We start from the raw sequence: 20,278 nt of genomic DNA on the forward strand, positions 1-20,278 counted from the left end.
CAGGAACATACAAGTCAGGGCTTGTTAATATTCAGGACAGCCGTTCAGGCTTTGGATTGACTGCTTTGCGCTTCGCATTCACGGCGAACGTCCTCCATAATTTTTAATTCTTCTGCACTAAAAGGTTGTTCATTCTGCTGCTGCTTTTTAAATGAAGGATCAATCACTGATAAACGCTGACATAGGGTATTCATACGTTTTTCATTAAGCTGAATCCGGTCCAGCAGTACGCGCATGCCATCCAGAATCGGGTCAGACTGGTCCTGTGTAGCTGCATAAGGCTGAAAGCCAATACTTTCTGCATAATCACGACGGCGGGCTTCTTCTGCATCTTTAGGTTTATCTTTGGTAATAAAGCGTGCCGGGTTTCCTACAGCAGTCGTATTCGGTGGAACAGCCTTGGTTACCACGGCATTGGAACCGACTTTGGCATTTTTACCCACGGTAAAAGGACCCAAAATTTTGGCACCAGCACCAACCACCACGCCATCTTCCAGCGTAGGATGACGTTTGCCCTTGTTCCAGGTGGTACCGCCCAAAGTGACGCCGTGATAGAGCGTGACATCATCTCCAATTTCAGCCGTTTCACCAATTACTACACCCATGCCATGATCGATAAAGAAACGGCGACCGATTTTGGCACCTGGATGGATTTCAATGCCGGTGGCAAAACGGCTAAAAGAAGACAGCAGGCGGGCAGAGCCTTTACACTCTTTTTGCCAAAGTTCATGGGCAATACGGTGCATGATCAGTGCATGAATGCCGGGATAGGTAGTGAGAACTTCTAAAGTGTTTCGTGCTGCAGGATCGCGCGCGAATACAGCTTGGATGTCTTCTTTGAGCTGTTTAAGCATTGGATTGATCCTCTGAAGAATCGGTTGTTTTGTCTGTAGATTTTTTCCATGTACCATTGTTCAATGCCTGTACACGGCTAAAGATGCCACGCAGTAAATGATATTCCATACGATCTAATTGTATACGTCCAAATAAACGACGCAAGCGTAAAGGCAATAAACGTGGGTTTTTCGGGTCCATAAATTCAATTTCGGCCAGCATTTTTTCAATATGTGGGTAAAACTGTTCCATCTGTTCATGCGTTACCAAAGGCTCATCCCATTGCATGTCAATGTCATCAGTGACATGCATGGTGGCTTCAGGGTCTTCCGCCTGTTCAGTCAATGCCATGGCAGCCATACGCATTTCATAGCAAATCACCTGAATGGCCTGAGCAACATTCAGTACGCCATAATCGCTATTGACCGGAATGGTGACATGATAATTGGCCATCGCCAGTTCTTCATTGGTCAGACCACGATCTTCACGGCCAAATACAATCGCAATTTCCTGCTGGTCATTGACTACTGCATTCAGCGATTTTTCCGCAGCCGGACGGGCATCCAGTAAAGGCCAGGGAATGGTACGGTTACGTGCACTGGTACCAAAAACCAGATGGCAATCCTTAATGGCTTCTTGCAAAGTCGGCACAATTTCAATCTGTTCAATCAGATCGGTTGCACCTGCGGCTAGCGCATCAATATCCGGATGTGGATAGGTTTTAGGCTCTACCAGTACCAGTTTGGATAGGCCCATGGTTTTCATGGCACGTAAGGCGCTGCCGATATTGGCAGGCAAGGTAGTATTGACCATGACAATACGCACATGAGAGAGATGTGCGGAAACCACAGCATTGTCAACTTGACTCATAAGGTGTCCGATTTGAATTTAAATATTTAAAAATTAAGAATATTGAGTGGCTTCAGCCTGATACATATCCATCGCTTCATCCATGCTCACATTGGCTGGAGGCGGCGGGACATTCGCAGGCATGGCCTGCTCATAACTCACAGCTTTGGCCGCCTTGGATTTGACCTGATATTCAATATGAATCACGTCTTTACCAAAATAGTCACGTAATTTCGTCAGCAACTCATCCAGTGGAGCCACCTTCCAATTCAGGCCCAGGTTGATATCAGCAGAGGCATAGGAATAATCAATGTGTAATTGCATCGGGATATGATTGCACATATCGACATTACAGAATGGCGTTAAGATTTTGCGTAAATCCTGACTGAGTGAAGGATTTAGATGTTCTGCGTTCAGCTTGATTTGAATACTGTTGGTACGTTTCTGACGGATTTCATTCAGGCTAAAGGCTTTGGTCAGGCGTCCCATAGGACGGTCAAAACCTTCACGTTCATAAATTTCGCCTTCAATCACCACCACCTTTTCATTTTGAATAATGTCTTTAAAGCGCTGGAAACGTTCATGATTGGCCGAGACTTCTATACGTGCGGTGCCATCATCCAAAGTGACCATCATACGGTTCGGGAAGTTGGCGACATCGACCACCAGACCGGCAAATACGGTAGTCACACCACGGCGTGTAGGGGTGAGCTCATTAATACGTGCAGGAATAAAGGATTTAAGTTCTGGACGATACACATCAATCGGATGTCCGGTCAAGTACAGTCCCAAGGTGTCTTTTTCACCTTTGAGGCGGACTTCATCTGACCACGGTTTGACCGGTTTGGCTGGTTTGCGCTGAACTTCCTCAACTTCACCAAACAGGTCCATCATGCCGGTTTCACGATTAGAGCGTGCCTGTTCTGCGGCTTGAACCGCTTCAGGAAGTTGCGCCATGAGGTCAGCACGTTCAATGCCCAAACAGTCCATCGCACCTGCACGGATGAGTGCTTCAAGGGTACGTTTATTGATTTTTTTCAGATCGACTCGGTGGCAGAAATCAAACAAATCTTTATAAGGACCATCCTGTATGCGTGAATCAATCACCGACTGCATTGCAGCTTCACCCACGCCTTTAATTGCACCTAAACCATAGACAATGGTATTCGGACTGCTGGCATGGAAGTTATATAAGGACATATTGATAGATGGGGGAAGAACCTCTAAACCATTAATACGGCAGTCATCAATCAGGAACACGATGTTGTCGGTGTTCTGCATTTCCGAGGTCATTACCGCAGACATAAACTCTGCAGGATAATGTGCTTTTAGCCATGCGGTCTGATAAGCAACCAGGGCATAGGCGGCAGCATGTGATTTGTTGAAACCATAACCGGCAAATTTTTCCATATAGTCGAAGATATGGTTGGCGGTCGCTTCATCAATATCTTTTTCAGCAGCACCTTTAATAAAGATCTGGCGCTGCTTGACCATTTCCTCAGGTTTTTTCTTACCCATGGCACGGCGCAGTAAATCCGCACCGCCCAGACTATAACCGGCACAGAACTGTGCAGCCTGCATCACCTGTTCCTGATACACCATAATCCCGTAGGTCGGTTCCAGAACTTTTTCCAGTAATGGGTGCAGGTATTCAAACTCACCGCCATGCATACGATGAATAAAGTCTGGAATCAGATCCATTGGACCCGGACGGTACAGGGACACGAAGGCAATAATTTCTTCAAATTTACTTGGACGTGCCTCTTTCAGCATCTTTTTCATGCCGACGGATTCAAACTGGAATACCGCAGTGGTGTTGGCATTGGCAAAGATTTCGTAGGCCGGTTTATCGTCCAGTGGAATATAGGAAATATTGACCGGTTCAGTCACATCCGGACGTGCATTGATATGCTTAATCGCATCTTCAATCACTGTTAAGTTACGTAAACCCAAGAAGTCGAACTTGACTAGACCGGCTGCTTCGACATCGTCCTTATCGAACTGGGCAACACGGTTAGTTCCGTCGGCATCACACATTACGGCTGAGTAGTCGGTCAGCTTGGTCGGTGCAATCACCACACCACCGGCATGCTTACCAGTATTCCGGGTAATGCCTTCAAGTTTGAGTGCCATTTCCCAGATTTCAGCGGCATCGTCATTGTCCGGGTTGGACGGATTGGTGACAATATCCTTGAGTTGGGGTTCTGCTTCAATCGATTCTTCCAGACTCAAACCTAAGGGTTTGGTTGGAATCATTTTGGAAATACGGTCCGCCAGACCATAGGATTTACCTAAAACACGTGCCACGTCCCGAATTGCACCTTTGGCCGCCATGGTCCCGAAAGTGGCAATCTGCGATACCGCATCTCGGCCATAAGTACGTGCCACATAGTCAATTACGCGGTCACGGCCGGCAATACAGAAATCGACGTCAAAGTCTGGCATCGACACACGTTCCGGGTTCAAGAAACGTTCGAACAGCAGGTCGTAACGCAGTGGATCCAGATCGGTAATTTTTAAGCTATACGCCACCAGTGAACCGGCACCTGAACCACGGCCCGGGCCGACAGGGACACCGTTACCTTTGGACCACTGAATAAAGTCCATTACGATCAGGAAGTAACCCGGGAAACCCATGTCGAGAATAATCTTCACTTCGAAAGCTAAACGCTCGTCATAAGGTTTGCGAATTTCCGGCCAGTCTTCACCGCGTTTTTCAGGTGGATACAGGAAGTTAAGTCGTTCTTCCAGACCTTGTTCGGATAAATGTGCAAAGTAGGTATCAATGGTGTGACCTTCCGGAATCGGGTAGTCCGGTAAGTCATTAAAACCTAAGCGTAAAGTCACATTACAACGCTTTGCAATGTGGTAGGTATTTTCAATGGCTGTTGGAATATCTGAAAATAGTTCAGTCATTTCCACAGCAGTTTTAAAGTACTGTTCAGGGCTATAGGTTTTAGGACGGCGGTTATCACCTAATACATAACCATCTGCAATACAGACCCGGGCTTCATGCGCTTCAAAATCATCACGTGTAATGAAGTGTACGTCATTATGGGCGACCACGCCAATATTGTATTTTTTTGCAAGTTTGACCGCTTCTTCAATAAAGGCATCTTCATCAGGGCGGTTGGTACGAGTCAGAGCCAAATAAACCCGATTGCCGAATTTTTCAATCCATTCTTGAAGGAGGGGTTCAGCTTTATCTGGATTTGATGTGATCAGCATTTTGCCGACATCCGATTGCATGCCCAATAGCACAATCAGGTCTTGATGCTGATCTAAAATCCAGTCTTTTTGCACACAAGGAATATCGAGTTGCTGACCTGAAATAAAACCTTGAGAAACCAGTTCGGTCAGACTGCGCCAGCCTTTATTGGTCATGGACAATAATGTCACACGATGTTCAGCATCATTCAGGCGGATTTCTGAACCTAAAATAGGTTTAATGCCTTTATCCAGACATTTTTTATAGAATTTTACCGCAGCATGCAGGTTGGACAGGTCGGTAATGGCCAGTGCTGGCATTTCATCATTTGCAGCAGCTTTAATTAGATCAGATATACGTACGATAGATTCTGTAATGGAAAATTCTGTATGTATACCAAGATGAACAAAGTGCATAAATGAGTCCCTGCAAAAACCACTGGATAGTTTAGCATGCTCTAGGAAAAGTCATGGATTATTATTTAGCTAATTCAAGTTCAAAATTGACTTTTTAAGTGTGATGAATAGGTGATTAAAATCATATCAGTAGGCTAAACGAATTTGAGTCCTCCTAATATTGATTGGAAGTGAAGCGGTGCTTAAACTTAATTCTGAATATAAAAAAGCCCTCAATCGAGAGGGCATTCAATAATGGTATTTTATCTTAATCGTGACAGCCATTCACCAAAGGTCTGTACAAATTGCACCAGCAATAACAGCACAATCACGGTCAAAATGACTACACTGGTATCAAAACGCTGGTAACCGTAGGAAATGGCCAGATCGCCAATACCACCGGCACCGACCGCACCAGCCATCGCCGTTGCACCAATCAGGCTAATGGTTGCCGTAGTAAGGTTTAAAATCAGTGAACTGCGTGCTTCAGGCAAAATAAACTTGAAAATAATTTGCAGGGGCGAAGCACCCATGGCTTGCGCTGATTCGATAATACCTTCATTTACTTCAAGCAATGAAGTTTCAATCAATCGACCCATATAAGGACCAATATAAATGGTCAACGGCACAATTGCCGCCCATGTACCAATTGATGTGCCCACGAGTAATTTAGTCAGTGGAATAAAGGCAATCAGCAGGATAATAAAGGGTAAGGAACGTAGCGCATTTACAATCGGGTTTAAGCCATGATAAATCACCCGGTTTGGCAAAATGCCTGCCGGACGGGTCACCAGCAAAATGATGGCCTGGATAAAGCCCCAGATACAACCAAACAGCATGGCAAAGAACACCATGTGCAAGGTTTCTTGCAGCGCGGTTACAAACTGGTCAATCGAAAGTGAGCTTTTCCAGTAAGGCGCCGTGATTTCAGTCAGCCATTGAACAATTAAATCTCTCATGCGCTGACTCCAGACTGTTCAACTTTGACCCCATTTTGCTGGAAAAATGCAACAGCTTGCTCAATCACCACAGGATCACCTAGCAGCTGGACAAACATTTGTCCTATCACTGAACCGTTAATTTCAGTCATATTGGCAAACAGAATATTCAAGCTGATATCAAACTGTTTAATGGCTGCCTGTACTACGGTTTCTTGTGCAGATGTACCCAAAAATTGCAGGCTATAAATGCTGTTATGATTTTGATTTTCCAGGTTTTGTAGAATATTAAAAGGAAGTTGCTGCTGCAAAACGGTCTGAATAAAATTCTTCGTGGTTGGATGCTGTGGCTGACTGAAAATTTCCAGCGTCGAACCAGTTTCGATCACTTTACCCTGTTCCATTACCGCAACATAATCACAAACAGATTCAATCACATCCATTTCATGGGTCACCATAACAATGGTAATGCCTTGTTCTTTATTAATCTTTTTAAGCAAATCTAAAACAGATTTGGTGGTTTGCGGATCCAGTGCCGAAGTCGCTTCATCACAGAGTAAAATTTTAGGATGATTGGCGAGGGCACGGGCAATACCGACACGCTGTTTTTGACCGCCAGACAGTTCATCCGGATAAGCATCTTTCTTATGCTTAAGATCGATAAACTCGAGCAATTCCGCTAAACGTTTTTCACGCTCGGCTTTGCTCCAGCCCAACAGTTTCATTGGCATTTCAATATTGGCTGCGACAGTTTTACTCTGCAACAAATTAAAATGCTGAAAGATCATCCCGATGTTGGCACGTTCCTGACGTAATGAACGTGCATCCAATGCGGTAAAATCTTTTTGATTAATGATGACTTGACCATCATTTGGTCGTTCCAGCAAATTAATCAGGCGGATTAAGGTACTTTTACCCGCACCACTATAGCCAATAATGCCAAAAATACTGCCATCTGGAATCTGTAAATTAATTTGATCCAAGGCACGAATTGTTTGACCTTTAAGCTGATAATGTTTTGAAATATTTTTAAATTCAATCATATGGTCAAAAACTATCTATAAAAAGAAAAACAGGCAAAGAAACTTTGCCTGTTTAGATAAACCAATTATATTACTATTTCGAGTCAGTGAGATAGCTAATCGGTTTATTTACGTCAACTTTGGTACCGCCAAATTTCTGTTGCACAAATTTTTTCACGGCTTCAGAGTGGTAAAGTGCACCTACTTTTTGCAATACTGGGTCATTTTGACGACCTTCTGCAACAGCAAGAATATTGACATTCATTTTGGTGCTTTGGTCGATTGGCTCATAATAAATAGAGTCTTTCAGCACATTTAAGCCACCTTCCATTGCCAAAGTATTACCCAAAACAATGGCATCGACTTCGTCTTTTACACGTACAGCAGTTGCCATCTGAATTGGTTTGATCACAATTTTTTTGTTGTTTTCAACAACATCGGCAGGGGTGCCTTTTACGTTGTCAAAATTAGTTTTTAATTTAACCAAACCGGCAGATTGAAGTAACAATAATGCACGTGATTCATTTGCACCATCGTTAGGAATGGCAATCGTTGCACCTGTTTTGAATTCATCAAGTTTCTTCACTTTACTTGAATAAATACCCATTGGTTCCAGGTAAGTGGTAGAAAGCGGAGCAATCTTGTCTTTATTGGATTCGTTAAAAGCAACCAGGTAGGCATAAGACTGGAAGGCATTCACATCAATTTCTTTATTGGCTACTGCTGTGTTCATAGACACATAGTCAGTGAAGTTTTTCACTTCAAGCTTAATACCAGCAGTTTTGGTTTCCGGAAGTGTGGCAATATAACGCCAAACTTCTGCATCCGAACCTGTAGACGTCATAGTGACCGTTTGCAGACCATTCGCGTCTTTTGTTTGAGCTGCATTATTTGCAGGCGCTTCTTGCTTACCACAGCCAGACAAGCCAACTGAAAGACCTAAAACAAGACCAAGGAGCTTTTTCATGTATATGTCCTAGTAAATTTAATTTGGCTATAAATTTACGAATATGTCATTGGAGAGATTAAATCAAGTGTGAATCAGATCAACTGATTGATGCAGATAACTTTAAAATGTCCCATTCATCAACGCAATTGGATATCGGTAGCATCATGGAGAGATGTTTTTTGTTTGAAAAAAGCAAATTGCTGTAATCAAACAATTTTCATGATGACTTATTCCTAAAAATTGGATACATCATAACAATTTTTTTTTATGCATAATAGTGATTATAAATCTGATATTTAGCTTAATTTTGCATAAAAAAGTGAGACGTTTTTATAAATTAATTCATAAAACAATAGATTAAATTTATTGAAATGAGTAAAACTGATAATTAAAGAATTTTGTTTCTATATAAATTTTTTGAAAATACAAAGCTAAAAAATGGATATTGATAAAAATACTAATTGTTTGGTATTGATTCATTCTCTAAAAGATAAAGTTCATTAATTAGTATAAATTCGCGTATTTGCATTTTGTAGTGTTTATTGATTTCTCCGTGGGCGCATTCATTTCTATATACTGTAAAAATGTGAGTGAACAAGCATCCTATAGTATTTGATACCTCTTCATTATATTGTTTACTCGATAGAAGTAGGGCCTTTTTTATATTCTGTTGTGTTTGAAGTATAAATCCTAAGACTTCTAAACAATATTGAGTACAGCAAGTAAAGAAACCCGCACTAGGCGGGTTTCTTTACTGAATTAAATCAATCAAGCATTTTCACGTGCAATTGCACGGTAACCAATATCCTTACGGTATTGAACACCATCAAAAGTCACTTTTTCACAAAGCTCTAATGCTTTTGCTTGTGCTTCACCGATGGTATTGCCGAGAGCAGTTACGCAAAGCACACGACCACCAGCAGTCACAATTTCACCTTTTTCATTGGCTTTTGTACCTGCATGGAATACTTTTGCATCTGCCATTTCAGTGTTTAAGCCTGAAATTACATCACCATTGCTTGAAGTTTCAGGGTAGCCTTTCGATGCAAGTACGATGCCTACGGTCTTACGTTCATCCCATTCAGCGTCCGCAGGTAAGTTACCTGCAATACCCGCTTCAACCAGATCCACTAAAGATGATTTTAAACGCATCATGATAGGCTGGGTTTCAGGATCACCAAAACGACAGTTGAATTCGATCACTTTAGGTTGACCTTGTTCATCAATCATTAAGCCTGCATACAAGAAACCTGTATAGACATGACCATCAGCTTTCATGCCATCAACGGTTGGACGCATGACTTCTTTCATAACTTTGTCAAAAACGTCAGCAGTCACAACAGGAGCAGGAGAGTAGGCACCCATACCACCAGTGTTTGGACCTTGGTCACCTTCAAAGATACGTTTGTGATCTTGAGATGTTGCCATCGGCAGAATGTTGTTGCCATCAATCATACAAATGAATGACGCTTCTTCACCTGCAAGGAATTCTTCAATGACTACACGCGAGCCAGCATCACCAAATTTGTTGCCTGCAAGCATGTCGTCGATTGCAGCAAATGCTTCTTCGTTGGTCATGGCAACGATTACGCCTTTACCCGCAGCAAGACCATCGGCCTTGATCACGATTGGTGCACCATTTTTTTCAACAAATGCTTTGGCTGCATCTACTTCAGTAAATACGTCATAGAAAGCAGTAGGGATGTTGTGACGTTTTAAGAAGTGCTTGGCAAATGCTTTAGAGCCTTCAAGCTGTGCAGCAAATTGAGTTGGACCCCAGATTTTAAGATCAGCCGCACGGCAAGCATCGACTACACCGTTTACAAGCGGTGCTTCAGGACCAACCACGATCAAATCAACTGCATTGTTTTTCGCAAAGTCAATAATTGCTGCATTGTCTAAAATATTTAAGGCAACATTTTCGCATTTATTTTCTGTTGCAGTACCTGCATTACCCGGTGCTACAAATACTTTTGCGACTTTGTCATCTTGCGCGATTTTCCATGCCAAAGCATGTTCACGACCGCCATTACCCAAAACTAAAATATTCATCGGTTCATACTCCATGAATCGAAAATGACATAAAGTCCTCAACCTAAAAATAGGAGAGGACTTTATGCAAGATTAGAAATCTATTTGTCTAAATGTAGATGACTTTGTCATTACATTAATATCCAATCACTTAGTGACGGAAGTGACGCATGCCAGTGAAGACCATTGCAATACCAGCTTCGTCAGCAGCAGCAATTGTTTCTTCATCACGCATAGAACCACCCGGTTGGATAATGCATTTAATACCTGCTTTCGCAGCATTATCAATACCGTCACGGAATGGGAAGAATGCATCAGACGCCATGACAGCACCTTCAACCACTAAGCCAGCATGTTCAGCTTTGATCGCAGCAATACGAGCAGAGTTTACACGGCTCATTTGACCTGCGCCGACACCAATGGTTTGACGGTTTTTCGCATAAACAATCGCGTTAGATTTTACATATTTCGCAACTTTCCAGGCGAAGATCATGTCATCGATTTCTTGCTCAGTCGGTGCACGTTTAGTCACAACTTTAAGATCATCTTTGGTGATCATACCCAAGTCTTGATCTTGAACCAGTAAACCACCGTTTACACGTTTGTAGTCAAGCTGTGCTTTACGCTCATCAATTGCTGGCAATTCACCACATACAAGAACACGAACGTTTTTCTTCGCACCAGTGATTTCAAGTACGCCTTCAGCTACGCTTGGCGCAATGATCACTTCAACGAATTGACGGTCAACAATCGCTTGCGCAGTTGCAACGTCTAATTCACGGTTGAATGCAATGATGCCACCGAATGCAGATTCAGGGTCAGTTGCATAAGCAAGATCATAAGCAGCTTTAATACCGTCAAGCGATACTGCAACGCCACACGGGTTCGCATGTTTTACAATCACACAAGCAGGCTTCGCAAATGATTTCACACATTCAAGCGCTGCATCCGTATCTGCAATGTTGTTGTAAGAAAGTTCTTTACCTTGTAACTGTTTCGCAGTTGAAACAGAAGCTTCTGTTGCATTAGCTTCTACATAGAAAGCAGCAGCTTGATGTGGGTTTTCACCGTAACGAAGGTCTTGGGCTTTATTCAATTGAGTATTGAAAGTACGTGCAAATTTGTCAGCTTGACCTTCTTCTTTACCTACGCGCGCGCCTAAGTAAGAAGCGATCATGCCGTCATATTGTGCAGTATGTTCAAATGCTTTAACGGCTAAGTCAAAACGAGTTTCGTAAGATAAAGCGCCATTGGCTTTAAGTTCAGCAACAACTGTTGAATAGTCTGATGCGTTTACAACGATACCGACAGATGCATGGTTTTTCGCAGCAGCACGAACCATTGTTGGACCACCGATGTCGATGTTTTCGATTGCATCAGCAAGTGAACAGTTCGGTTTTGCTACAGTTGCAGCGAAAGGATATAGGTTAACCACAACCAGATCGATGGCATCGATGTTGTGTTCAGCCATTACAGCTTCGTCTAGACCACGACGAGCCAGAATACCGCCATGGATTTTCGGGTGAAGTGTTTTTACACGTCCGTCCATCATCTCTGGGAAACCGGTGTGCTCTGAAACTTCAACTACAGCGATATTGTTGTCTTTTAACAGTTTGTAAGTACCGCCAGTAGATAAAATTTCTACCCCAAGAGCAGCAAGGTCTTGTGCAAATTCGACAATGCCGGTTTTGTCAGAAACAGAGATTAAAGCGCGTTTAATAGTCATGATGTCGTCACAGTTATCAAGAATTAAATCAAAAAGCTAAATAGCAGGCCAAAAAAAATGCCTGCGGAAACCGCAAGCATTTTATCACTTATTCACTCATTAAACCGTGAGCTTTTAACTTTTTGCGCAAAGTACCACGGTTAAGGCCTAGAATTTCAGCAGCGCGGGTTTGGTTGCCGCGAGTGTATTCTAAAACAACAGATAAAAGAGGTTTCTCCATTTCTGCCAGCACCATGTCATACACCTGAGAGGGTTGCTCGCCTTGCAATTGTGCAAAGTAATGGCGAACTGCGCGATCTACGTGAATACGAAGAGCGACATCAGATTGTGCAGTAAAAATAGGAGACTTGCTATTCATGCGAATTAATCCGAAAAATCAAATATCACTTGGGTAAAGAGATATATAAAAGTGGTCTATAGAAATTCAATGAACCCCGTTTTAGATCCTAAAACGGAAGTTCTAAAACTTGATCATTTAGCTTGCCACAACTCGACGTTTTTGATCGAAATTTAAGCGTAACAATAGATTAATATTTGTTACCACCCAAAATCAAAACAAAAAAATCTACTCAATACGCTATATTTAATAAAGCGCATTTCAGTTAGACGATTTTGTTGTAAAAATTTTCGAGGAGTTTGCAGCACTAAGCTTTCGTGGCGCGTATGATAGCATTGTCTAAGAAAAAGTGAGCAAGAAAACTACATTTTTTTTACATTTTTTTGTATTTTTTAATAGTTTTTTTCAATGTTACGGGTGAATTATTTCTAAACTATAAGTGTCAAAGCTTTTGCGTGGCATAGGAACGCTAAATTTGAATTTAAAAGGACTATTCTGGGGAATTCGTTGAATTCCTTGCAGACTCGTAATCAGATATTCAGAAGGCTTAAAGGAATAGGTCGAGATGGTTTCTCCATTTGCTTTCAGATCCACCCTGATCATTGGAAGAGCTAGGCTTTGAGTATGATAGTTAATTAGTTCTCCGCTAAACTGGGTTTCTTGTTTGGAAATCTGTTTAACCTTTAACTTGTTGGTAGAGAGTAGTCGATAATTTTCTTCCATAACCGAACATTTAAGTGCCTGACATGCTGTATTAAACAAAGCACTGAATACTGGGCTATTGTTTAAAATTTTCGGATTAAACCAGAAAAACTGAAAAACAAGCAAGCTGACTAAACATAAGTTGATTGTTCCCCATAAAATATAATGCCGCGCACCATATTTTTTCTCTTGTTCAGTTTTTTCTGACCAGTTTAGTATGGGGTAGTTGCCAATCGGTTCTGTACTAAAATAATTCAAGTTATTGAGATAGGTTTTTAAATCGATATTCGAGTTTTCAACTTTACGATCGAAAATATCCAATAAATGTTTTACCGGTTTCTGTTCTGTAATGAACTGTTCTTTAATGAATGTATTGGATAAAGAAGTTTTTTTGGCTGGATCTAAAGAGGGAGTTGTTTGAGGGAGAGAAAAAGCATCTTCTTTCTCTACGACCAGATGGCTCAATGCATTAAAGTTGGTTGAGCATTTGGCACAACAAACCATGCCGCGAGCAACTGTAAGTTGAGCCACAGAGACTTTGTACTTGGTAAAACAGTTAGGGCAGCAGGTTTGTTTTTCGCTCATAGTCTATTCATGATTAGCAGGGGTATTTTTGCGTTTACCCGAAATTCGACACCAATGTTCGTCACGTTTTTCGACTTGCAGTATATCAAAAAATTCAGAATAAACACTAGAAACATCAGCAACTTGCTCTTCTAATATGCCGGCGAGTGCGAACTCTCCCTCAGATTTAACCAAAGTTGCGAATTCAGACGCAAGCTCCATTAAGGGACCTGCCAGAATGTTGGCAACAAACACATCGGCTTTCTGGTTTTTCAGCTCTTTATTGAACTCTTCAGGTAGTCCAACATACAGATTTTCAAGTACACCATTCAATTCTGCATTTTGTTTGGTTGCCAGTACAGCTTGTGGGTCAATATCGGTAGCATAGACTTTTTTCGCGCCCAGTAATAAAGCGGCAACCCCTAAAATGCCTGAACCACAACCATAATCGATGACAATTTTATCTTTGAGATCGACTTTGCCGAGCCATTGCAGGCAAAGGAAAGTTGAGGCATGGTTACCGGTACCAAAAGCTAGACCCGGGTCAAGCTTGATATTTACTGCATCGGCTTCAGGAGCTTCCATCCATTCAGGTACAATCCAGTATTTCTCGCCAATTTGAATAGGCTCATAGGCATCCATCCAGGTACGTTCCCATTCCTGGTCTTCAAGAAACTCGTAACGTAATGGCGCTTCAGGCATCTGTGCAGTAATAAAGGTAATGAGGGCATCTACATCAATTTCTTCATCATCTTCCTGTGCATAGATACCGGTTACAATGACTTTATTCCACAGAGGTGTTTCACCTGGAAGTGGTTCAAGCAAGTCCTGATTTTCAGCATCGTCTAAAGTTACGCTCACTGCACCCAATGAACTTAATAATGTTTCAGTAAAATCGACTTGAGCCTGCTCAACAGTAATATGAATTTGTAACCACTTCACGGAGATAACCTAAATTTGTGTTTTTAAAAATGCCATTGTAACGGAACTCAGGCTGAAACCACTATATATTGATGAAAACTATCTTGAAAAAGCAAAAAAAGCAGTTTGCACTCTTTATTTACAGAAGCGAAATCAGGGCGTTATAACCGTTGGATGAGCTGCGAATTTATTTAATAACATGCCGAATAATGTGGCAAAAATATACATAAAAATAGTGTAAATTCCTGCGGGAATGGCAATGGTGGTATTTGATAAAACGGAAAGTGCAATAGTAAGCGCCATGCCTGTGTTGTGAATTCCTACTTCAAATGTACATGCGCGTGCCTGTTTGTCGGAAATTCCAGATAAATGTGGAACCAGATAACCCACTAAAAAACTGATGAGGCAAAACAGGGCGATGGCAACCCCAATCTCGGAAAAGTATTCGGTGACATTGAATCGTTCTTTATAGAGAGCATACAGGAAAATCGAAAATAAAAAAATTACTGAAAATAATCGCATGGGTTTGTTGAGTTGTAATGCAGTGTTGGGGGCAAGTGAACGAATCAACATACCAAAACAAACCGGAACAAAAATAATTAAAAAGACTTGGGTAATTTTTTCAATAGGCATTGCAACGCTTTGCGACTCACCTAAAAAATAATGCATGGATAAATTGACAATAAACGGCAGGGTAAAGGTACAGATAATAGAATTAAGGGCTGTAAGGGTGAGGTTTAACGCCACATCTCCCTTGAAAATATAGCTAATCAAATTTGCTGTAGGGCCACCAGGAGAAGCAGCAAGCAACATTAAGCCAATCGCTAAAAGTGGAGAAGGCTTAAATAAAATACAGATAAAAAATGCCACGCCAACCAAAATGACTTGTTGCGAAAATAAAGCTAAAAAAATAGTTTTAGGATGATGACGGATACGAAGAAAATCTTTAACTGTGAGTTCAAGCCCTAAACCAATCATCATGAAGGCAAGTATAAGAGGTAAAAAAAGGGTAAAGAGACTTGAATCCATGGAATATCCTTTATTGTTTTTATCCTTTGATATCAGTAGAGTTTAAACAAGATTTTTAAATAAGCAATATATGAAACGGGTAAAACCTAGGTATTTTACCCGTTAATAATTTTAATAAAATTAACATTTTATGGAAATTATTGTGGTTGCATCTCAGGTTGCGGCTGCATTTGAGGCTGGGTTTGCATTTTTGGTTGAGCATGCTGCATGTGCATTTGTGGCTGAGATTGTTGCATCTGCATTTGGGGTTGAGAAGAAGGACGAGGAGCCATAAAACCTAAAGCACATTTACCTTTAACTTCAGTTCCGTTGATGTTTACAGTTGTTGCACCGGTATTTCCGCTACATGCACTGGTTAACTCGGGTTCATCTCCTGCGATGGAGGAATTTTTTGCTGAAGGAAAGAATTGAGGTTCACAGGTACCATTCCAGATAATACCTCGATATGCAAAACTCACCTGTGCACCCTGACTTTTACCTTTACACACCTTTTGGTACCTTTGAGTATCATATACCTTTTCGACCTTATCATTTGCTGAAGCTGCAAATGGCGCGAAACATAAACCACAGAGTATGGATGAGAGGAAAATATTTTTATTCATCTTTTATACCTTTGTTCGTAATGTATCCAATCTATAGATTAAAAAGTAATCAAATTTAAACAATGCTAATCAAGTAAAAAAAATTGCTTAAATGTTTAATTTCTATAGCGAGTTTGAAAAGCAGGATTACATTGCAACATTAAAAGGTTAAAAATCTCTTCAATCTTCATCAAGAAATTCGACTCATTTTGTCAACTTATTTTGCTCAGTTTTGATATAATGCTCTGTCATCATTTTTAATCTCTCAAACCATTATGCATTATCCTAAAGTTTACGATGTCATTGTTATCGGTGGCGGTCACGCAGGTACCGAAGCAGCCCTTGCTGCAGCGCGTATGGGTCGACAGACTCTGCTCTTGACTCACAACATTGAGACTTTAGGGCAGATGAGCTGTAATCCGGCCATTGGTGGTATTGGTAAATCACATCTGGTGCGTGAAATTGATGCTTTGGGCGGTGCAATGGCATTGGCTGCCGATAAAGGTGGTATTCAGTTTCGTATCCTGAATTCACGTAAAGGTGCTGCAGTACGTGCAACACGTGCCCAGGCTGACCGTGTACGTTTTAAAGCGGCAATTCGTCATACTCTGGAAAATCAGGTGAATCTGGATATTTTCCAGCAAGCGGCAGATGACCTGATTGTTGAAGGCGATATTGTTAAAGGTGTTGTGACCCAAATGGGCATCCGCTTTGATGCGAAAACTGTCGTGTTAACAACAGGTACCTTCTTGGGCGGTGTGATTCATATCGGCTTGAATAATGCCTCTGGTGGTCGTGCCGGTGATCCTCCATCTATTGCATTGGCTGCACGCTTACGTGAATTAAACTTGCCTGTAGGTCGTTTAAAAACAGGTACGCCACCGCGTATTGATGCACGTTCAGTAGATTTTTCTGTCATGACTCCGCAACCGGGTGATTTCCCGTCTCCGACCATGTCATTTATGGGTGATGCATCCATGCATCCGGAACAGATCAACTGCTATATTACGCATACCAACGAACGCACGCATGACATCATTCGTGGCGGCCTTGACCGTTCACCAATGTATACCGGTGTGATTGAAGGGGTAGGTCCACGTTACTGCCCATCGATTGAAGATAAAATTCACAAATTTGCCGATAAAGATTCGCACCAGGTATTCCTTGAGCCAGAAGGCCTGGATACCCATGAGCTTTATCCAAACGGTATTTCTACATCTCTTCCATTTGATGTTCAGTTTGAATTAGTGCGCTCAATCCGTGGTATGGAAAATGCACACATTCTGCGTCCAGGCTATGCCATTGAATATGATTACTTCAACCCGCAAGCGTTGAAATTCTCTTTAGAAACTAAAGCCATCAATAACCTGTACTTTGCAGGTCAAATTAATGGTACAACCGGTTATGAAGAAGCAGGTGCGCAAGGTTTATTGGCAGGCTTAAATGCCGCACGCCGTGCTTGGGATCAAGAACAATGGACACCTAAACGTGATGAAGCGTACATGGGTGTATTGGTTGATGACCTGATTACTTTAGGGACTAAAGAGCCGTACCGCATGTTCACTTCACGTGCGGAATATCGTTTAATGTTGCGTGAAGACAATGCCGATCAACGTTTAACTGCCATTGGCCGTGAAATGGGTCTGGTGGATGATGAACGCTGGGCTGCTTACTGTGAAAAAATGGAAGCGGTAGAAACGGAAAAAGGCCGCTTGCAACACCTTTGGGCTGCGCCAAATAACCCGATGGGTAAAAAATTCGTTGAAATGACCGGTGCAGATCTGTCTAAAGAATGTTCTGCTATTGATTTGTTGAAACGTCCTAACATCAGCTTTGCTCAAATTGCGGAACTGACAGGTTCAGAAGTTTCTGCATTTGTCGGTGAGCAAATTGAAATTGCGGTGAAGTACGAAGGTTATATCAACCGTCAGCAAGAAGATGTAGCACAAATGAAGCGTCTGGAAGAAACACGCATTCCAGCCGACTTTGATTATGATGTGGTTTCAGGCTTGTCGCGTGAAATTACGCTTAAACTGAAAGATGTTCGTCCTGAAACGCTTGCTCAAGCAGGTCGTATTCCAGGTGTAACACCTGCAGCGGTTCAACTGGTGATGATTACTATTCGTAAGAACAATCAGGCGAAAAAAACTGCTTAATACAATGTGAGTTAAGTTAATAAAAAGCCCGCTAAACGCGGGCTTTTTATCATTTAATTTTAAACTATTACTTTTGACTATGGTTTGATCATAAATAACTACCAAAATTATAAGTATTTGAAAATATGAAATAATAAATAAAATTAAGATATATTATGTCTATTTGTTTAATCTTTTATGTCTAATTTGAATGATTTTCTTTGAGGTGGCGCACATTAAACCCGACCATTGTAGTGGTATTTATTTCAACAGATTGATCTGAAAATAGTGAAGCAAATTGCTGTGGGCTAATTTGCTTAATATGGACGGAGTTCAATCATGGCACAAATACAAACAGGTAAAATGCAGAAATTCTTAACAGTATTTTTGTGTTTTTGGGTCGCATTTTTTGAAGGTTTTGATCTTCAGGCTCCCGGTATTGCCGCAAAAGGAATTGCTGAAACATTTGCTCTAGACCAGGTGCAAATGGGCTATGTATTTAGTTTGGGTGTTTTTGGTATGTTGTTTGGCGCGTTCTTTGGTGGACGTGTTGCTGACTATTTAGGTCAGAAGAAAGTTTTAATGCTTTCAATTGCAATTTTCGGCCTATTTATGTCGCTTACTGCGATCGCGCCGAGTATTGAAATTTTATATGCAGCGCGCTTTTTTACCGGCTTAGGCTTGGGTGCTGCGATGCCAACCATGATTTCTGTGGTGGGTGATGAGGCGACTGAAGCCAATCGTGGCAAGCTGAACAGCTTGATGTATTGTGGATTACCGGTAGGTGCAATTTTCGTTGCAGCCTTGGCTATCTTATTTAAAGATATTTCTTGGCATACCCTATTTTTGATTGGAGGCTTGGCACCATTAGCGCTGCTCCCATTCATGGCGATTATTCTTAAAGACAAGCCTAAGAAAGTCGCTGTTGAGCAAGCTGCAGATGAAGCTGTTCCGGGTATGGTCGAGGTGCTATTTAAAAACCAGCAATATAAATATACCATGCCGCTTTGGGTGGGTTTCTTCTTTACCCTGATGATCAACTATATTTTGATTAGCTGGTTACCTAATTTGCTTATGGAACAAGGCTTGGAAAAACCACAGGCTTTCATGGTGATGCTGGTATTCCAGGTAGGTGCTGTAATTGGTACTCTGGCTTTGGGTTATTTGCTGGACCGTTTAAAACTGTGGCAAATGGCGGTGATTATCTATAGTGGTTTATTTATTGCCCTTGTACTGTTATTTACATCTAGCTCTATTCCAGTACTTGTTTTGGCAGGCTTTATGGGTGGGATTTTCTCGACAGGCGGACAATCGATTCTGTATGGCATTTCACCGATTTTCTATTCGGGTACAGGTAAAGTCACAGGCGTGGGCAGTGCGATTTCTTTAGGCCGATTAGGTGCAATGACAGGACCATTACTGACAGGAAAAATTTTGGCGATCGGCTTGGGAACAACAGGGATTTTAATGGCCAGTTTACCTGCTGTGGCTATCTCGGCAGTAGCGGTGACTGCACTCTCACGTTATAAAGCAGCACATAAATAAAAGCATAAGGCTATAAAAAGGGAATCTTGAGGATTCCCTTTTTTTATTAAGTATTTTAAGCATTCACTTTACTTGAGTTTGTTAATATAGTTGGATAGAAAACTGAATTTAAAATGTTATGAGCTATCAACTGATCGAACTTAATATTCAAGCTACAGATAATATCCAATGTCCACACTGTCAGCAGCACGTGATCAATTGGGCTGAAGAACAATATATACAACCCTGTGAACATGTCTTGTTTATCGCTATGGATATTGGCTTTGAATATATCACGGATGAATTCGAACACACCATGCTGCGCTCTGTAGATGATCTGCATGCCCATGATGACCAGGTGAATATGTTGGCCGAAATTATCCAAGCGATATATCCCGATTATCTGATTTTTAAATCTGATCTGGGGGCTGAAGGCTATTTTCGTTATGTGGGTTTTACTGCGTAAGTATTTAGCATGTGAAAACACAATAATAAAAAAGCGCCTTTAGGCGCTTTTTTATGGATAGAAAAGT

The 20,278-nt window shown here is 41.6% G+C and carries 15 protein-coding genes and 1 pseudogene; 3 read left to right on the forward strand and 13 right to left on the reverse strand.

Going from position 1 to position 20,278, the window contains the following annotated elements:
* Positions 1-44: 44 nt before the first annotated feature.
* From cysE to JFY49_RS06900, 13 genes and pseudogenes are all read right to left on the reverse strand, one after another.
* Complete coding sequence (cysE, locus tag JFY49_RS06840) at positions 45-854, reverse strand: serine O-acetyltransferase (protein ID WP_086195115.1); 810 nt, start codon at positions 852-854, stop codon at positions 45-47.
* On the reverse strand, positions 847-1,704 hold the full coding sequence (locus JFY49_RS06845) for an RNA methyltransferase (protein ID WP_200224599.1): 858 nt from the start codon (positions 1,702-1,704) through the stop codon (positions 847-849). The genes cysE and JFY49_RS06845 overlap by 8 nt, the downstream gene beginning before the upstream one ends.
* 33 nt (positions 1,705-1,737) lie before the next feature.
* Positions 1,738-5,307 (reverse strand): DNA polymerase III subunit alpha, encoded by a 3,570-nt coding sequence (gene dnaE, locus JFY49_RS06850; protein WP_200224601.1) that lies wholly within the window; start codon positions 5,305-5,307, stop codon positions 1,738-1,740.
* A 242-nt stretch (positions 5,308-5,549) separates the two neighbouring features.
* Positions 5,550-6,245 carry a methionine ABC transporter permease gene (locus JFY49_RS06855; protein ID WP_086195118.1) on the reverse strand — a complete coding sequence of 232 codons (696 nt, stop codon included), beginning with the start codon at positions 6,243-6,245 and terminating at the stop codon, positions 5,550-5,552.
* Positions 6,242-7,267, reverse strand: coding sequence for a methionine ABC transporter ATP-binding protein (locus tag JFY49_RS06860; protein ID WP_180043649.1), 1,026 nt, complete (start codon positions 7,265-7,267; stop codon positions 6,242-6,244). The genes JFY49_RS06855 and JFY49_RS06860 overlap by 4 nt, the downstream gene beginning before the upstream one ends.
* A gap of 73 nt (positions 7,268-7,340) precedes the next feature.
* Entirely contained in the window at positions 7,341-8,213 is an 873-nt protein-coding gene (locus JFY49_RS06865) for a MetQ/NlpA family ABC transporter substrate-binding protein (protein WP_200224602.1), read from the reverse strand.
* Between the two features lie 750 nt (positions 8,214-8,963).
* The gene (gene purD, locus JFY49_RS06870) at positions 8,964-10,247 is read right to left on the reverse strand and encodes a phosphoribosylamine--glycine ligase (RefSeq protein ID WP_200224603.1); all 1,284 of its coding nucleotides are present in this window, start codon (positions 10,245-10,247) and stop codon (positions 8,964-8,966) included.
* Between the two features lie 130 nt (positions 10,248-10,377).
* Entirely contained in the window at positions 10,378-11,952 is a 1,575-nt protein-coding gene (purH, locus tag JFY49_RS06875) for a bifunctional phosphoribosylaminoimidazolecarboxamide formyltransferase/IMP cyclohydrolase (protein ID WP_200224604.1), read from the reverse strand.
* Positions 11,953-12,040: 88 nt separating this feature from the next.
* A complete protein-coding gene (gene fis / locus JFY49_RS06880) occupies positions 12,041-12,310 on the reverse strand; it encodes a DNA-binding transcriptional regulator Fis (RefSeq protein WP_001086304.1) in 270 nt (89 codons plus the stop codon).
* A 390-nt stretch (positions 12,311-12,700) separates the two neighbouring features.
* Entirely contained in the window at positions 12,701-13,576 is an 876-nt protein-coding gene (locus JFY49_RS06885) for a DUF3426 domain-containing protein (protein WP_200224605.1), read from the reverse strand.
* Positions 13,577-13,579: 3 nt separating this feature from the next.
* Positions 13,580-14,497, reverse strand: coding sequence for a 50S ribosomal protein L11 methyltransferase (prmA, locus tag JFY49_RS06890; protein WP_200224606.1), 918 nt, complete (start codon positions 14,495-14,497; stop codon positions 13,580-13,582).
* Positions 14,498-14,629: 132 nt separating this feature from the next.
* Entirely contained in the window at positions 14,630-15,505 is an 876-nt protein-coding gene (locus JFY49_RS06895) for a bile acid:sodium symporter family protein (RefSeq protein WP_200224608.1), read from the reverse strand.
* A 257-nt stretch (positions 15,506-15,762) separates the two neighbouring features.
* A pseudogene (locus JFY49_RS06900) lies at positions 15,763-16,107 on the reverse strand (hypothetical protein); the annotation flags it as partial.
* Between the two features lie 254 nt (positions 16,108-16,361).
* On the opposite strand from JFY49_RS06900, the gene mnmG reads away from it, so the two are divergent.
* From mnmG to JFY49_RS06915, 3 genes are all read left to right on the forward strand, one after another.
* Positions 16,362-18,242, forward strand: a complete 1,881-nt coding sequence (gene mnmG, locus JFY49_RS06905; protein ID WP_200224610.1) for a tRNA uridine-5-carboxymethylaminomethyl(34) synthesis enzyme MnmG — start codon at positions 16,362-16,364, stop codon at positions 18,240-18,242.
* A gap of 318 nt (positions 18,243-18,560) precedes the next feature.
* On the forward strand, positions 18,561-19,766 hold the full coding sequence (gene mhpT, locus JFY49_RS06910; RefSeq protein ID WP_200224611.1) for a 3-(3-hydroxy-phenyl)propionate transporter MhpT: 1,206 nt from the start codon (positions 18,561-18,563) through the stop codon (positions 19,764-19,766).
* Between the two features lie 118 nt (positions 19,767-19,884).
* Entirely contained in the window at positions 19,885-20,211 is a 327-nt protein-coding gene (locus JFY49_RS06915; RefSeq protein WP_200224612.1) for a hypothetical protein, read from the forward strand.
* Positions 20,212-20,278: the final 67 nt, after the last annotated feature.

The organism is Acinetobacter sp. CS-2 (assembly GCF_016599715.1).
In the GTDB taxonomy this organism is placed as follows: Bacteria; Pseudomonadota; Gammaproteobacteria; order Pseudomonadales; family Moraxellaceae; genus Acinetobacter.

Coding starts and splice junctions, on each gene's coding strand:
- cysE (WP_086195115.1), bottom strand. CDS start 854: ATGCTTAAACAGCTCAAAGAAGACATCCAAGCTGTATTCGCGCGCGAT.
- JFY49_RS06845 (WP_200224599.1), bottom strand. CDS start 1,704: ATGAGTCAAGTTGACAATGCTGTGGTTTCCGCACATCTCTCTCATGTG.
- dnaE (WP_200224601.1), bottom strand. CDS start 5,307: ATGCACTTTGTTCATCTTGGTATACATACAGAATTTTCCATTACAGAA.
- JFY49_RS06855 (WP_086195118.1), bottom strand. CDS start 6,245: ATGAGAGATTTAATTGTTCAATGGCTGACTGAAATCACGGCGCCTTAC.
- JFY49_RS06860 (WP_180043649.1), bottom strand. CDS start 7,267: ATGATTGAATTTAAAAATATTTCAAAACATTATCAGCTTAAAGGTCAA.
- JFY49_RS06865 (WP_200224602.1), bottom strand. CDS start 8,213: ATGAAAAAGCTCCTTGGTCTTGTTTTAGGTCTTTCAGTTGGCTTGTCT.
- purD (WP_200224603.1), bottom strand. CDS start 10,247: ATGAATATTTTAGTTTTGGGTAATGGCGGTCGTGAACATGCTTTGGCA.
- purH (WP_200224604.1), bottom strand. CDS start 11,952: ATGACTATTAAACGCGCTTTAATCTCTGTTTCTGACAAAACCGGCATT.
- fis (WP_001086304.1), bottom strand. CDS start 12,310: ATGAATAGCAAGTCTCCTATTTTTACTGCACAATCTGATGTCGCTCTT.
- JFY49_RS06885 (WP_200224605.1), bottom strand. CDS start 13,576: ATGAGCGAAAAACAAACCTGCTGCCCTAACTGTTTTACCAAGTACAAA.
- JFY49_RS06895 (WP_200224608.1), bottom strand. CDS start 15,505: ATGGATTCAAGTCTCTTTACCCTTTTTTTACCTCTTATACTTGCCTTC.
- mnmG (WP_200224610.1), top strand. CDS start 16,362: ATGCATTATCCTAAAGTTTACGATGTCATTGTTATCGGTGGCGGTCAC.
- mhpT (WP_200224611.1), top strand. CDS start 18,561: ATGGCACAAATACAAACAGGTAAAATGCAGAAATTCTTAACAGTATTT.
- JFY49_RS06915 (WP_200224612.1), top strand. CDS start 19,885: ATGAGCTATCAACTGATCGAACTTAATATTCAAGCTACAGATAATATC.